Annotated in this window: 10 protein-coding genes and 1 pseudogene; 1 reads left to right on the forward strand and 10 read right to left on the reverse strand. The window is 61.8% G+C overall.

Features of this window, described 5'->3' with window-relative positions; genetic code table 11:
* From J4G38_RS26325 to J4G38_RS26360, 8 genes and pseudogenes are all read right to left on the reverse strand, one after another.
* Positions 1-1,358 (reverse strand): histidine kinase dimerization/phospho-acceptor domain-containing protein (locus J4G38_RS26325; RefSeq protein ID WP_226163911.1); only part of this gene is annotated, 1,358 nt, incomplete at its 3' end.
* Positions 1,359-1,408: 50 nt separating this feature from the next.
* Positions 1,409-2,578 (reverse strand): sensor protein KdpD, encoded by a 1,170-nt coding sequence (locus J4G38_RS26330; RefSeq protein WP_210521848.1) that lies wholly within the window; start codon positions 2,576-2,578, stop codon positions 1,409-1,411.
* Positions 2,579-2,848: 270 nt separating this feature from the next.
* Positions 2,849-3,982: a porin gene (locus tag J4G38_RS26335; protein ID WP_210521847.1), complete on the reverse strand. Its 1,134-nt coding sequence runs from the start codon at positions 3,980-3,982 to the stop codon at positions 2,849-2,851.
* Positions 3,983-4,006: 24 nt separating this feature from the next.
* A complete protein-coding gene (gene kdpC / locus J4G38_RS26340; protein ID WP_210521846.1) occupies positions 4,007-4,567 on the reverse strand; it encodes a potassium-transporting ATPase subunit KdpC in 561 nt (186 codons plus the stop codon).
* 143 nt (positions 4,568-4,710) lie between these two features.
* On the reverse strand, positions 4,711-6,756 hold the full coding sequence (gene kdpB, locus J4G38_RS26345; protein ID WP_210521845.1) for a potassium-transporting ATPase subunit KdpB: 2,046 nt from the start codon (positions 6,754-6,756) through the stop codon (positions 4,711-4,713).
* A gap of 189 nt (positions 6,757-6,945) precedes the next feature.
* On the reverse strand, positions 6,946-8,649 hold the full coding sequence (gene kdpA, locus J4G38_RS26350; RefSeq protein WP_210521844.1) for a potassium-transporting ATPase subunit KdpA: 1,704 nt from the start codon (positions 8,647-8,649) through the stop codon (positions 6,946-6,948).
* A gap of 62 nt (positions 8,650-8,711) precedes the next feature.
* Entirely contained in the window at positions 8,712-8,819 is a 108-nt protein-coding gene (gene kdpF / locus J4G38_RS26355; protein ID WP_210521843.1) for a K(+)-transporting ATPase subunit F, read from the reverse strand.
* Positions 8,820-9,010: 191 nt separating this feature from the next.
* Positions 9,011-9,292: pseudogene (locus tag J4G38_RS26360) on the reverse strand (DUF7674 family protein); the annotation flags it as partial.
* Between the two features lie 253 nt (positions 9,293-9,545).
* Here J4G38_RS26360 and J4G38_RS26365 point away from each other — a divergent pair.
* Positions 9,546-9,857 (forward strand): hypothetical protein, encoded by a 312-nt coding sequence (locus J4G38_RS26365; RefSeq protein WP_210521841.1) that lies wholly within the window; start codon positions 9,546-9,548, stop codon positions 9,855-9,857.
* A gap of 21 nt (positions 9,858-9,878) precedes the next feature.
* On the opposite strand, the gene J4G38_RS26370 is transcribed toward J4G38_RS26365, so the two are convergent.
* Together J4G38_RS26370 and J4G38_RS26375 are read right to left on the reverse strand one after the other, a co-directional pair.
* Positions 9,879-11,249 carry a sigma-54-dependent transcriptional regulator gene (locus tag J4G38_RS26370; RefSeq protein WP_210521840.1) on the reverse strand — a complete coding sequence of 457 codons (1,371 nt, stop codon included), beginning with the start codon at positions 11,247-11,249 and terminating at the stop codon, positions 9,879-9,881.
* Positions 11,250-12,113: 864 nt separating this feature from the next.
* A complete protein-coding gene (locus J4G38_RS26375; RefSeq protein WP_210521839.1) occupies positions 12,114-13,268 on the reverse strand; it encodes a replication initiation protein in 1,155 nt (384 codons plus the stop codon).
* Positions 13,269-14,699: the final 1,431 nt, after the last annotated feature.

Consider the following 14,699-nt stretch of genomic DNA (forward strand, 5'->3'; position numbering starts at 1 on the left):
GTGGCGAAGCCCACCACGTCGGCCAGGTTGGTGGGCTTGGCATCGAGCTGAATGCCGGCCCCGGCGTCGAGGCGCGAGATGTCGAGCAGCTCGGCCACCATGCGCTGCAAGCGCTGGGTTTCCTGCCGGATAAAGCCCGTGATGCGCTGGCGCTCATCGGCGGGCAGGCGCTCATCCTGAAGCAGCTTGGTATTGAGGTTGATGCTGGAAAGGGGCGTTTTCAGCTCGTGCGACACGGTGGCCAGGAAGTTCGACTTCACCTGGTCGAGCTTCTTGAAATCGGACACGTTGCGCAGGGTAATAATCTGGCCCACGAACTCATTCTTCTTCAGGGCTTCGTTGAAGGACACCAGCTCCTGCACGGCGAGGCGGTAAAACGCCTCGTCGCCCTGCTGGGCGATGCGCAGCAGCGGGGCATCGGCCACGGCCTGCCCCCGGCGCGAGGCATCGGCTTCGAGCGGGCGCAGAATTTCGCGGAACAGGTCGTTGGCCCGGGCCACGGCGGCGGCCGGCTGGCCCACCAGCTGCTCCACGGGCAGGCTCAACAGCGTGCAGGCCATTGGGTTGGCCAGGATGATGTGGCGGTGCTCGTCGAGCAGCAGCAGGCCCTCATCGAGCCCGCTCACGATGCTGGCCGTGCGGTTGCGGGCCGTGATGAGCTCGGCCATCGTCGAGCTGCGGAACTCCTGGAGCTGCACCAGCATGCGGTTGAAGGCCGTGGCCACGCGGCCGAATTCGCTGCCATTTTCCACTGGAATGGTGGACGTGAAATCATTTTCCGTGGCGTGCTCCAGGCTGGTGGTGAGCTTGCGCAAGGGGTTTACGGCGGCCTCGGGCACGCTCAGCACGAACATCAGGCCAATCAACAGGCTGACGACAATGAAGGCGAGCAGGTAGCGGCCGGCCTGGGTAGCGTTCTGGTTGGCCAGTTCGTTTTTGCGGGTCAGGGCGGCCGTGTTCAGGGCCACCATGCGGTAGGTTTGCCGGCGCAGCAGCTCCAGCGTGGGGGCGCGGGCGGCGGGCGGCGCTCCGGCACCGAGCAGGCGCTGGAAATTGGCCTGGTACTGCGTCAGGCTGTCCACCAATTCCTTTTCGCCCGCCTCCGTAATGTTGCCGGCTTCGTTGATGAGGCTTTGGCGGAAGCGGGGCAGGCCGCCGGCCGCGTTCGGGTCGGTTTCCATCTGGTCGAGGGCGCGCTGCATCTGCTGGCCCAGCTCCACGGAGTAGAAGTTCTCCTTGAGCACGTTCCGCGAGCTGCGGTCGAGTCGTTGCACGGTGTAAAAGGCATAGCCGCCGATGGCCAGCAGCAGGGCCAGCATCGCCACGAAGCCGAGGGTGATGAGGGTTTTGAGATTCATGGCGAGGGGGAGGGTTGAGGGGCTTTCTGTTCGTTTCATTGCCCGAATACCTAATACGTTATCAGGTACACGTCCAAATCCGCACTGTCGCGGGCCACGGCGCGGAGCAGGTCGAACGTCACGCCGCGCCGGCTCAGCTGGCCCCACAGGCCTTTGTCCCGGGTGATGCCGCAGACGAGCAGCGTGGCTTCTTTTTCGGCCGCTACCCGCCGGATGGCGCCCACGATGTCGTCGTCCTTCACCCGCAGAATCTGGGCGCCGAGCTGGGTGGCGAGCTGCAGGTTATTGAGCAAATGCCGCTGGGTGGCCAGGCCAATGCGGTCGGCCGATTCGGTGCCGGTCTGCACGTAGAGCACGTACCAGGCGGCGGCCGAAAACCGGTCGGCGAGCCGCGAGGCTTTGCGGATGATTTCCTTGGCCGCCGCGTCGTTGGAGTTGATGCAGGCCAGCAGGCGGTCGTCGTTGCGGCGGGCGGACAGCACGGCGGGCGCGCCGCCGGCTTCGGTTTCCACCTGGCGGCCCAGCAGCTGGGCGACTTCGCGCACGGCCAGCCGGCGCAATTGGAGCAGGTTTTCGGCCTGGAAAAAATTGGCCAGCGCGGTGGGTACCTTGGCCGGGTCGTAGATTTTGCCTTCTTCGAGGCGCGCGCGCAGCTCGCCCACGGTCAGGTCCACGTTCACCACCTCGTCGGCGGTTTTCAGCAGCTGGTCGGGGATGCGCTCGGTCACGTCCGTGCCCGTGATTTTGAGCACCTGGTCGTGCAGGCTTTCGAGGTGTTGCACGTTCACGGCCGTAATCACCGAAATGCCCTGCGCCACGAGGTATTCCACGTCCTGCCAGCGCTTTTCGTGGCGTGAGCCGGGCACGTTGGAGTGGGCCAGCTCGTCCACAATCACCACCTGCGGCCGGCGCTGAATAATGCCTGCCACGTCCATTTCCTCCAGGGCCCGGCCTTTGTAGAAAATGTGCTTGCGGGGCAGCAGGGGCACTTCTTTCAGCTCGGCCACGGTGCCGGGGCGGCCGTGGGTTTCCACGTAGCCGAGCAGCACGTCCACGCCGTGCGTGTGCAGGTCGTGGGCTTCCTGGAGCATGCGGTAGGTTTTGCCCACCCCGGCGGCCAGCCCCAGGTACACCTTGAGGGTGCCGCGCCGCTTGGCCTGCACGAGGCGCAGGAACCGCTCGGCCGATTGGTCGCGCAGGTCAGTTTCGGGGGCGAGCATAGCGGCTATTTTTTGGGCTTTTCGTTTTCGGCAAGCAACGCATTCTGGAATTCTCACGGGTTTATTGGCGGCTACACCCGCGGCTTGGGCAGCTCCGGGCGGGCCGGCATAACGTTGGCGCGTAACCGCCGGGAGCGATGAAAACCAATGCGCACCACCCCGTCGAGCAGAGTGGTGGCACCGGAAATTGTGGGACAACAGCCGGCAGGTTAATGCTGCGTAGCAGGGCCCGGAACGAAGGCAAGGGCAGGCGCAGGCCGCTGCCTCCAGTTAAAACGACAGCGCGATGCTGGACGTCAGGTTGCCGTAGTTGCGGCTCACACCAGCATCGTGCTGGAAAATAGCATCCCGGCTCCGCAGGAAACGGCCTTCGATGCGGAAGGCGACGTTGGCCGTGGGCAGGTAGTCGAGGTTAAGGGAACCGCCGGCCGCCCGAAAATCGGCATCGGTGAGGGCGGGCTTGATGCTGTTGATGATGACGCCGCGCTCGGCGTAGTAGTATTCGCCGCGCAGCGTGGTCGAAAACTGGTCAGCCAGCTTGTACTTCACGAAAGCCGCCCCGGTGTGCCAGGTGTCGTGGCTGGAGTTGTTGGCACTTTTTTGCTTGCCTACATCAAACACCACGGCCAGGTTGAGGCGGTCGGTAGCGGCGTAGGTGAAGTAGAAATCGTGGAAGTAGCGGCGGCGAATCAGCGAGTCGGTGGGCTGCTCATTGCCGTAAAAGGTGCTGCTGTTGATGAGGATTTTGGCCGAGGGCTTCCACTGAATCTGGGTGCCGAGGGCCTTGGCCTGGTTGGTTTCGCGGATGTTCTGCCAGCCATTCAGCACCAGCCCGGTCAGGGTCAGCTTGGGGCCAACTTCGTAGGTGAAGCGGGCCCCGGCCTCGTAGTAGGGCGAATTTTCGGCCATCAGGGAGCGCGTCAGCGTCCAGTTATCCTTCGAAATGGCCGACTCGAACCCAATGTGCGAGCCGAAAATCCCGAAGTCCAGCCACGCCTTCTGGAAGGGCCGGAACCCGGCATACGCTTCGTAGATGTGCTTGAATACCTGGTCCTCGGCCGCGTAGTTGGCCGATACGTAGGAGCCCGCGTGCAGGCCCACGGCCCCGCGCACTTTGCCGTCGTCGTAGCGCACCCCAATAATGCCCTGGTTGATGGTGAACTCGTTCTGCCGATTGTGGGAGTACAGGAAACCGGGCCGGGTGTTGGTATTGCCGTGGTTGAAATCGTAGGCGTAATAACCGTCCACGAAGCCGTAGTAGGTGAGCGGGCCGGGCGTAGCGGGCGCGGGCGCGGTGGGCGCGGCGGCGGGCGGCACGGCCAGGGCCGGGTCGGTTGTGGGAGCGGTTTGGGCCAGGGCAGCCACCGGCAAGGCAGCCAGCAGCAGCAGAGCAGAAGATTTCATCGAAAAAAATTTGTATAAAAGAAGCTAATTCGCCGTCAGCGCATCCAGCGCGAGGTTCAGTTTTAAAACATTGATGTGGTCGGGACCCAGCGTGCCGGGCTCAATCTGCTGCTGCACCAGCGCTTGCACGCGGGCGGCATCGAGCTTGCGGGCAGCGGCCACGCGGGCCACCTGCACCAGCGCCCCGGCGGGCGAGAGGTGCGGGTCGAGGCCCGAGCCGCTGGCCGTAATCAGCTCAGCGGGCACATCGGCCGCTTTCACGCCGGGGTTTTGCAGCAGGAAGGCATCGAGCCGGGCTTTCACAACAGCCAGATATTCGGGGTTGCCGGGGCCTTTGTTGGAGCCGGAGCTGGCATCGGCGTGGTAGTCGGCGGCCGAGGGGCGCGAGTTGAAATACTCAGGCTTGTCGAACTTCTGGCCCACGTTGGCGAAGCCTACCACGCGGCCGTTGCAGCTGATTTGGACGCCCTCGCCCCGGCCGGGCGCAGCCTGGGCCACCGCCCATACAATGGCGGGGTACAGCACGCAGCACAGCACCATCAGAGCGAGGGTAAGGCGAATGGCGGAAAAGAGTTGGGATTTCATGATTGAGGATATTGATTTATGGTTGCTGGCGCGCATCGGCGACGCGTGCCGACTGGGTTCGAGCCTGTGGCTTGGAGGCGAACGCCTTGCGTGAGGTAGTGCCAGTCGGCACGCGTCGCCGACGCGCGCCAGCTCGTTCAGATTTACAAAAAGGCCCCGACAATCAGGTCAATAATCTTAATCCCGATAAAGGGCACTACCACCCCGCCGAGGCCATAAATCAGCAGGTTGCGGCGCAGCAGGGCCGAGGCGCCCACCGGCTTGTACGCCACGCCTTTCAGCGCCAGCGGCACCAGCGCCGGGATGATAAGCGCATTGAAAATCACGGCCGAAAGAATGGCCGACTGCGGCGATTTCAGGCCCATCACGTTCAGCGCGCCCAGGGCCGGAATGGCCACCATGAACAGCGCGGGCACGATGGCGAAATACTTGGCCACGTCGTTGGCGATGGAAAACGTGGTGAGCGTGCCCCGCGTCATGAGCAGCTGCTTGCCGATTTCGACCACTTCGATGAGCTTGGTCGGGTCGTTGTCGAGGTCCACCATGTTGCCGGCTTCCTTGGCGGCCTGGGTGCCGCTGTTCATGGCCACTCCCACATCGGCCTGGGCCAGGGCGGGGGCGTCGTTGGTGCCGTCGCCCATCATGGCCACCAGCTTGCCGAGCTGCTGCTCGGCGCGGATGTACTGCATCTTGTCTTCCGGCTTGGCCTCGGCGATGAAGTCATCGACACCAGCTTTTTCGGCGATGAACTTGGCGGTGAGCGGGTTGTCGCCGGTCACCATCACGGTTTTGATGCCCATGGCCCGCAGCCGCTCAAACCGCTCCTGAATGCCGGGCTTGATGATGTCCTGCAGCTCGACCACACCCAGCACCCGGTCGTTTTCGCTCACCACCAGCGGGGTACCGCCGTTGCTGGCTACTGCTTTCACGCGGTCGGCCACATCGTCGTGGTATACGTTGCCGGCGGCTTCGGCCAGCTTGCGGATGGCATCGGCCGCGCCCTTGCGGATGCGGGTGCCATTGCCGAGCGTGACGCCCGACGAACGGGTTTCGGCCGTGAACTTGATAAGCTCGGCCCCATCCAGACGGCTGCGCAGTTGCGCGGGGTCCACTTTGTTATCGCGGGCCAGCTCCACGATGCTTTTGCCTTCGGGCGTTTCATCGGTGAGGGAGCTCACGGTGGCCTGCTCGATGAATTCCTGCATGCCCACGCCCGGCGCGGGCCAGAAATGCGTGGCCTTGCGGTTGCCAATGGTGATGGTGCCGGTCTTGTCGAGCAGCAGCACGTCGATGTCGCCGGCCGTTTCCACGGCCTTGCCGCTTTTGGTTATCACGTTGGCCCGCAGCGCCCGGTCCATGCCGGCGATGCCAATGGCCGAGAGCAGCCCGCCAATCGTGGTCGGAATTAAACACACGAACAGCGCGATAAACGAGGCCACGGCGATGGGCGTTTTCGAGTATTCGGCAAACGGCTGAAGCGTCACGCACACAATCACGAACACCAGCGTAAACCCGGCCAGTAGAATGGTGAGGGCAATTTCATTCGGCGTTTTCTGCCGCGACGCGCCTTCCACCAGCGCAATCATCTTGTCGAGAAACGACTCGCCGGGGGCCGTGGTCACCTGCACCACGATGCGGTCAGACAGCACCTTCGTGCCGCCCGTGACGGACGACTTATCGCCGCCCGCCTCCCGGATTACGGGGGCCGACTCGCCGGTAATGGCCGACTCGTCGATGGTGGCCAGGCCTTCGATAATCTCGCCGTCGGTGGGAATCAATTCCCCGGCTTCGACCACGAACACCTGCCCTTTTTGCAGCTGGGCCGAGCTCATGGCCACCATCGAGCCGTCGGGTTGGCGTACGTTGGCCGGCGTATCCTGGCGGGTTTTGCGGAGCGAATCGGCCTGGGCCTTGCCCCGCGCCTCGGCAATGGCCTCGGCGAAATTGGCGAACAGCAGGGTCAGAAACAGCACGAAGAACACCGTGAAGTTGTAGCCGAAGCTGCCCTGCGCCGCATCGGGCTTGAAGAGCAGGCCAATGGTGACGAAGAACATCACCACCGTGCCGATTTCCACGGTGAACATCACCGGGTTGCGGAACATCACGCGCGGGTCGAGCTTGACGAAGGCCTGGCCGACGGCTTCGCGGACCAGCGCGGGTTGAAAGAGGGATTGGGATTTGGTTGCCATTGGTTGAGGTCGGGCTGGCGTGCGCCTCACCCCTAGCCCCTCTCCACAAAGGAGAGGAGGACTGGCTTCGAGCGTTAATGCTAGCAGCTAGCGACAGGGAAGCGTCGACAATAAAAACTAAGACTAAAAATTAGAGCCGGTCCTCCTCTCTTTTTCGGAGAGGGGCTAGGCGTGAGGCGGACGTGCGGGCTATTGATAGAGCGTGAAATGCTCGGCCAGCGGGCCCAGCGCCAGGGCCGGGAAAAAGGCCAGCGCGGCGATAATCCAAATCACGAAGAAGACCATCACGCCGAAGGTGGCCGTGTCGACGCGCAGGGTGCCCGCGCTTTCGGGGATGAATTTCTTGCGGGCCAGCAGGCCTGCTATGGCCACCGGGCCGATGATGGGCAGGTAGCGGGCCAGTACCATCACGATGCCCGTGCTGATGTTCCACCACGGCGTATTGTCGCCGAGGCCCTCGAAGCCCGAGCCGTTGTTGGCGGCCGAGGAGGTGTATTCGTAGAGCATTTCCGAGAAGCCGTGGTAGCCGGGGTTGGCCAGCCAGCCGGCGTATTCGGTGGGGTTGCCAGCGTAGAGGTGGGCCGACATGGCGGTGCCCGTGAGGATGAGCAGCGGGTGCAGCAGGGCAATGATGATGGCAATTTTCATCTCGCGGGCCTCAATCTTCTTGCCCAGGAATTCCGGGGTGCGGCCCACCATCAGGCCCGAGATGAACACGGCCACGATGATGAAGACGAAGAAGTTGAGAAAGCCCACGCCCACGCCGCCGTAGAAGGCGTTGGTCATCATGCCCAGCAGCGTGTTCATGCCCGAGATGGGCGTGAGCGAGTCGTGCATGGCATTGACCGAGCCGTTGCTGGTGACGGTGGTTTGGATGGCCCACAGGGCCGAAGCGGCCGCGCCCACGCGCACTTCCTTGCCCTCCATCGAGCCCAGGCTTTGGTCGACGCCCAGGCGGGCGATGGCAGGGTTGCCGTGCATTTCGAGGGCCACGGTGGGCACTTGCAGCAGCAGGTAGCCGGCCGTCATCACCCCAAACACCATCCAGCCCAGCCGGGGCCGGCCCAGGTAGAAGCCGAAGGCCAACGCCATGGCAATGGGAATGAGCACAATCGCGCCATTCTCCAGGGCGTTGGTGAGATAGGTGGGGTTTTCGAGCGGATGGGCCGAGTTGACGCCGAAGAAGCCGCCGCCGTTGGTGCCCATCTGCTTGATGCCGATGAGTGCGGCCGCCGGCCCCCGGCTCACGTTCACGGAGTCGCCCTGCACGGTCACAATCGGGGCCTTGGCCGCCCAGTTCATGGGCGTGCCCTGGAACACCAGCACCAGCGCCAGGGCCAGCGAGAGCGGCAGCAGCACCCGCGTAATGCTCTTTACGAAGTAGTTATAAAAATTGCCCAGCTTCTCGGTGGTGCCTTCTTTCAGGGCGTTGAACACGACCACGCAGGCGGCCATGCCGGTAGCGGCCGTCACGAATTGCAGGAACATCAGGCAGAACACCTGCGAGAAATACGTCGCGCCCGACTCGCCGGAGTAGTGCTGCAGGTTGCAGTTCACCAGGAAGGAGATGGCCGTGTTGAAGGCCTGGTCGGGCGACATGGACGGGTTATGGTCGGGGTTGAGCGGGAGGCTGCCCTGGGTGCAGAGCACCAGCAGGGCCCAGCCAAACCACACCATGTTGATGGTGAGCAGGGCCACCAGGTGCTGCTGCCAGGTCATGCCCCGGTTGGCATCGATGCCGCCGGCGCGGAAGAGCAGCCGCTCGAACGGGGCCAGGAAATCGGTCCAGCTTTTATCGCCGCGATAAATGGTGGCCAGATAGCGGCCCAGTGGAATGGCCAGCAGCACCGTGCTGCCGAAGATGAGCAGGATGCCGAGAAGTTCTTTGTTCATGGGTATCGGGGGGTTCAACGGTCCGTCATGTCTCGGCTGCGCTCGACATGACCGTGCGAGGTTTAAAATTTCTCGGGTTTCAATAGCACGTAGCACAGGTAGCCGAACGTGGCGATGGCGAGCAGCAGCAGGGCGAACATCATGGCGATGGCGGGATTAGATATTGTCAAAAAAATCGACCGACTTATAGAAAAGCCAGAAGCAGCCGAGGCCGGCGACGTAGAGCACCGGAATGAAAATGAGAGGATTCATGAGAGGCGTGAAATGATGTCCGTCAGAAGCTGGCAAGGACTGACCCCAACCCAGCGCATTCGGATAATTATTGAATTATTGAATTGATTTACAGCGATAAAAAATCTACCTAAGGCATTTCGAACGGTGCTGGCAGCGCTACCGGTCCTAGCGTTTTGCTAGGGGTGCCCGTGCGAAATGCTAGCCCGGCGCGGGCCTCAGGCCGCATGTTGCAGTGCGGGCGGGTGTAGGCCTGGTACAGGCCCACGGGCATGAGCTGACGGGTGAGCTGGTTGCCGAACATGCTGCCGTCGAGGTGCAGGCAGTGCAGGTACACGGTTTCGATGGCGGTGGAGAGGTAGCGGTCGGCGCGGCGCAGGAGGCCATCGGCCACGGCGAAGCAGTGGCGGAAAACGTCGAGGCGGGCGGCGCGTGGCCAGTCTCATCAACCCCTTGATTGCAAGCCGAATATTCTCAATCGGGCGGTTGCCCGCTGCTGCCGACACCCGAAACACCCTAGCGTTTTGCTAGGAGCACACGTGCAATGTGCACCGGTGGGATGGGGCGAAATGGGCGCAGAAGCCCCGGCAAGGGCTTTTTAGGTGCCTGGCACCGCTTTGGCTTGCCCCTTCTCCTTCATTAACCTGCTGCCAACCCTGCGCCCCATGCCCGACCTGCTCACCGAAATTACCGACTCCGCCAAAGCCTATTATGCGCAGGCCAACGCCTTTCCCTTGACGGCCACCGATTTCTACGACTGGATGGCGGCCCTGCCGGCCGCGCGCCGGGCCCAGGTGTTGGCCCACGGGTTCACGGCCAGCCAGGCCGAGCCTGATTTCCTGCGTTTCTGCCTCGAATGGCGCGGCTACGACATGCGTGCCTTCATGGCCGGGCGGCTGTCCGTGGCCGCTTTTGAGCTGTGGGAGGCCAATAGCGAATTCAACGGCGACATGCCGCTTCACGCGGTCGGCCGGTAGGGCCGCGCCGCCGGCCGGCCATTACAGGCCGTACTCCTGGATTTTGCGGTAGAGCGTTGTATGGGCCACGCCCAGGATGCGAGCGGCTTCGGCTTTGTTGCCGCCGCTTTCGTGCAAAATGCGTTGGACGTGCATTCTTTCCACGTTGCGCAGCGTGCGCCCATCTTCCGTGGTGGGGCCAGCCCCGGCCGGGTCCTCGGGCATCACGGCCAGCTGCACTTCGATGGGCAGGCCGGCCACGGCCAGGGGCTCGTCGGGCGGGGTGAGGATGGAGGCGCGCTCCAGCACATTCTTCAGCTCGCGCACGTTGCCCGGCCAGGCATAGGCTTCGAGGGCCCGCAGGGCTTCGGCGGTGAGCTCCAGCGGGCGGCGGCGCAGCTTGGCCCCGAAATGCTGCGCAAAAAACCGGGCCAGGGCGGGCACGTCGGCCCGCCGCTCGTGCAGCGACGGCACGGGAATGACCACCACCGAGAGGCGGTAGTATAAGTCGGCCCGAAACTGGCCCGCGTCCACCTGCTGCCGCAGGGTGCGGTTGGTGGCAGCCACCAGCCGCACGTTCACCCGCGTGGGCTTGGTATCGCCGAGCTTGGTAAATTCCTGCGTTTCGAGGGCCCGCAGCAGCTTGGCCTGGGCCAGGGCTTCCAGCTCCCCGATTTCGTCCAGAAACAAGGTTCCGCCGCTGGCTTCCTCAAACAGCCCCCTTTTGTCCTTGTCGGCCCCGGTGAAAGCCCCTCGGCGGTACCCAAACAGCTCCGACTCAATCAACTCTTTGGGGAAAGCGCTGCAATTCAGGGCCACAAAGGGCTTGATGCCGCGCGGGCTGGCGTGGTGAATGGCCTGGGCAAACAGTTCCTTACCGGCTCCCGTGGGCCCTTCCAGCAGCACCGTGGCGTCGGTGAGGGCTACTTGCTGAGCGGTTTTCTTGGCCAGTTCCAGCGCCGGGGCGTGCCCAATCATCGCGTCGAAGCTGTATTGCGCGCCTACCTGCTTTTCCAGGCTCGCCACGCGGCGCTGGAGGCGGGCTTTTTCGGCGGCCCGGTCCACCACCACCACAATCTGCTCGTCGGCATCGCCCTTGGTCAGGTAGTCGAACGCGCCGAGCTTCATGGCGCGCACGCCGTCGGCAATGGTGCCGTAGGCGGTCATCAGCACCACTTCGGCCAGGGGAGCGAGGGCTTTGTAGCGGGGCAGCAGGTCGAGGCCGCGGCCGTCGGGCAGCTTCACATCGGAGAGCACGACCAGGATATCGTCGGGGTGGGCGTGCAGTGTTTCCAGGCCGCGGTGGGCATCCGGGGCCTGGAGCACCGTGTAGCCTTCCAGCTCCAGCGTGCGGGCCACAGCCTGGCGCAGCACTGTTTCGTCGTCAATAAGCAGTAGCGTACCGTTGGGCATAAAAAGAAAGCAAAAAGGGCCTAGGCGGAGCACAAAGGTACTTGAAGCACCTACCTGCAGTAGCTACTCATTTAATGTGGCGCTTTTCACTTCTTTGGCCGGTACCGGCCAGTGTACTCAGTATCGTACCCCCGCACAGTTATCCGCAGGCGCACGACTATCCGGAGGTTTCACGGGCTATGCTGCTGGCGCAAACGGAGTAACAGTTCCCTTACTCCAGGTAGTCGATGCCACGGTTTCGCCGTAGCCCTCGAAACGACCCGATTAGATGGTTACCAGTACTACCAATGTGCGGGCCGGCAGCACGGTGCACTATCACGGGGAGTTTATCAGCCGCCTGCAACCACCGCCCAGCCCTCTGAATTTGGGAAAGTTATTGTAGTGCATATGCCGCCCCCGCTGGGCGGCGTAGGGCTATGTACGCTCCCCTCGTTACTGCGGAAAAAGCAAGCAGCCCTGCCACCCGTCGCGCACCTACACCGAAATGCCCGATGGGTCGCTGAGGTTTTCGACCACATCGCCCAACTGTTTATAGCCCTGGTCAGCGTCAGACGCAAATTGCTACCGTGCTGGAGAAGCTGGCAAATGGTGAAACGAAGCCTAAACCGTCGGTTGATTCGGCTAAGTAAAAAAGCATGCGCGTCGAAGCACTGAAGCACTGAAGTTTTGAAGCTTGGAGAGTCTAAAATCTGAGGGAATGAAATTCGTGCTGGAAACTGCTTTTCTGGCCAGGGCCATCACGAATTTTATAGCTCAGGTTAACCCTCAAAACTTAGCCTTTTCATGCTCGCAGGCCATATCAGGGAGGAATGATTGTTACCCCAAAGGTCGCGCGTGAGCTGAATGACGGCCTGCCACAACCGCCTAGGCAACCAACTGTGCCAGCTGCTGCTCCAGGCCTTTGATGATAAGCTGCACGCGCTCAATCGCCGGGGGCCGGGTTTCGTCGTTGTAGATAATGGCCGTCTGCACGAAATTCAGGCTGATTCGGGCGTCGTCCAGCTCACTCTCCAGCTTTTTATACTTGGCCAGTACGGCAGGCCGCAGCTTGGCCTTGACCGGCGCCTGCTGCGCCTGCTGGTACGCGGGCAGCAGGTAGCCATCGGTGAGGGCTTTGAACACGGCCCCGCCCTCCTTCTTCACCTTGCCGGCTTTCACCTGGGCCCGTACCGAGGCAATGACGAAGTGGATGTAGCCCTCGTCGTAGTCCCCCGCCGTCAGGCGTGCCTGGATGCTGGCCAGGCTGCTGGTGGATACGCCGGCCGCGAGCACGGCCGCTTCCCACTCAGTAGCCGGGGCGGCGGGCAGCGCCGCCACCGTGCCCCCGGCCTTGAACAGAAACCGTATCTCGATTACTTCGCGGCCCTGCTTGATGGCTTCGTAGGTGAAAGGCAGGTCGGTCTGGGCCAGCTCCTCGCGGGCCCGCTCCAGTACCCGGGCCCGGAAGTTGTTGAACCGGTCGTACTCCTCGCTCAGGCCCAGAATGGCCTTAAGCTCGTCGAGCCGGATGGTGCGCTTGCCAAAGGCAGCGTACTCGCGCAGCAGCCAGTAGATGCGGTAGGAGCTGGCGCTTTTCAGCTTGAGCAGCTCCGTGAGCTGGGCCTTGGTGAAGTTGTCGCGCAGCTCGAGCAGGTAGTCGCGCAGCAGGTCGTTGAACTGCGCCTCAATCATGCCCTCGCCCTCAATGTAGGTGGCGTAGGCCAGCAGGGGGATAACCGTGAAGCTGGGCTTTTTCAAGGGCCGGCCGTCTGTCCCCAGCTTCTCAATGAGCAGCGTCCGGCTGGTAAAGTCCTTCAGCATTTTGCGCACCTTCTCGTAGATGCTGTTGCTGGCAGTGGCACCCATGACTTCCCGCGCCGATACCTGGCACTTGGCAAACGAGGTATCTTCGCGCTGGACCCGCGCCAGCAAGGCCAGAAACAGCCGGGACTCCGTCGTATTCAAGTCGAAGCGGGCATTGACCAGGGCATTGTGCTGCACCACCAACGGGTGAGCAACCGGGAACGGGGTGGGATTCATAAGTAGAGCAGCAGCGTTTGTCAGGGAGAGATAGGTAAAAATACGAATTTTGCCGTCATTCGACTACATGATTTTATTTCAGAAGTCGAATGACCCCCTTTTTGTAGTCGCATTACCTGATTTACACCCCCTTTTTGTAGTCGCATGGCCCCCTTTTTGTAGTCGCATGGCCCCCTTTTTGTAGTCGCATGGCCCCCTTTTTGTAGTCGCATGGCCTTGCATCAATTTATAAATGAATGAGTTATGGATAGGGTAAACTAGTAAACTTTATAAAAAAGATAAACTACTAGTTTTTTTTAGCAGTCTTTTTTCTGTTAAAAAGCAGTCTAAGGAAAAGGGGGATAATCAAGAAGTTAGTCAGGAGCGCGCGGGACCCCCTTTTTGTAGTCGTATAGCCACAAAAAGGGTTCCTATTGCTTGAAAATGAACTTTTTGAGCTGTTTAAAGAAAAGGATACGACTACAAAAAGGGGGTGACCCGACTACAAAAAGGGGGCGCAAATGCTCCGGTAACACGTGTTTGTCCAAGCCCTGCTTCGCCAGCCAGGTAGCCAAAATCCCCCCAAAAGGGCTTTTACCTGAATTTCCAGTCCTTTAGCCGGTTCACATTGGTGAGCTTAAGCCTGGCGTTGTGCCCGCCAGCGCCGCGCCCCAGAGCGGGACGGCTTCGAGAAAAGCATATCCTGCCCTGCTACTCCGCCATGCCCTGGGGCGGCGGGAGGTCGGCTCCGATGCCTGAAGTCGGGCCTCTCCGCCGATGACGGGTGAGGCTTGGCTAGCCGGGAATGCGCGACCGCCGGGTACAGCCGCTTGCCCGACGGCCGGTGGCCGGCGCCACGTTACAGTGATACGAGACTTTTACGTGGCCATTACTGCAACCTGCGTACGGCCGCGTGCCTTCCAGGCATCCGCGCCCTACCAGCATTGCCGGCCACGTACGCATTGATTGGGCAATTCCGGATTCGTTGCGATACAAAAAGCAGCCGTCGGCTGGTGCAACAAGCAAGTTGAGTGAAACCACCGGATACAGGGCAATGCCAGACTAAATTTGTTTCATTCTAACGCACTCTCATAAAAATCACTGCCCTTCCGCGCTCATTCACCCTAACCGTCACTGCTGCTTTGGCTTGTTTACTTGGGCTGGCCACTAGGTGATGGTGGGATGCCGCAGGCAGCAACTCAAAACCTACCTCAAGACGGCCCATAAACAAGTGCGCCACGCCCTGAAACAGGCGTGCAGCTAATGAGCGCCGCATGGCCCCGCTCTAAGAGGGTCCTATGTTTGAGCCGCGGCTTAAACTTGGGTCTCGCTGCAACAGGAAGGAACAAGATGGATAAGAGGTGTTGGGCCAAACGAGCCCGTCTTACATGAGCATCCCCTTCCTGTTCTACGGCCACTTTGGACAGTTCCGCTAGGCCTTCAGAGCCTGTA

Origin of the sequence: Hymenobacter terricola (assembly GCF_017921975.2) — a bacterium.
GTDB classification, from domain to species: Bacteria; Bacteroidota; Bacteroidia; order Cytophagales; family Hymenobacteraceae; genus Hymenobacter; species Hymenobacter terricola.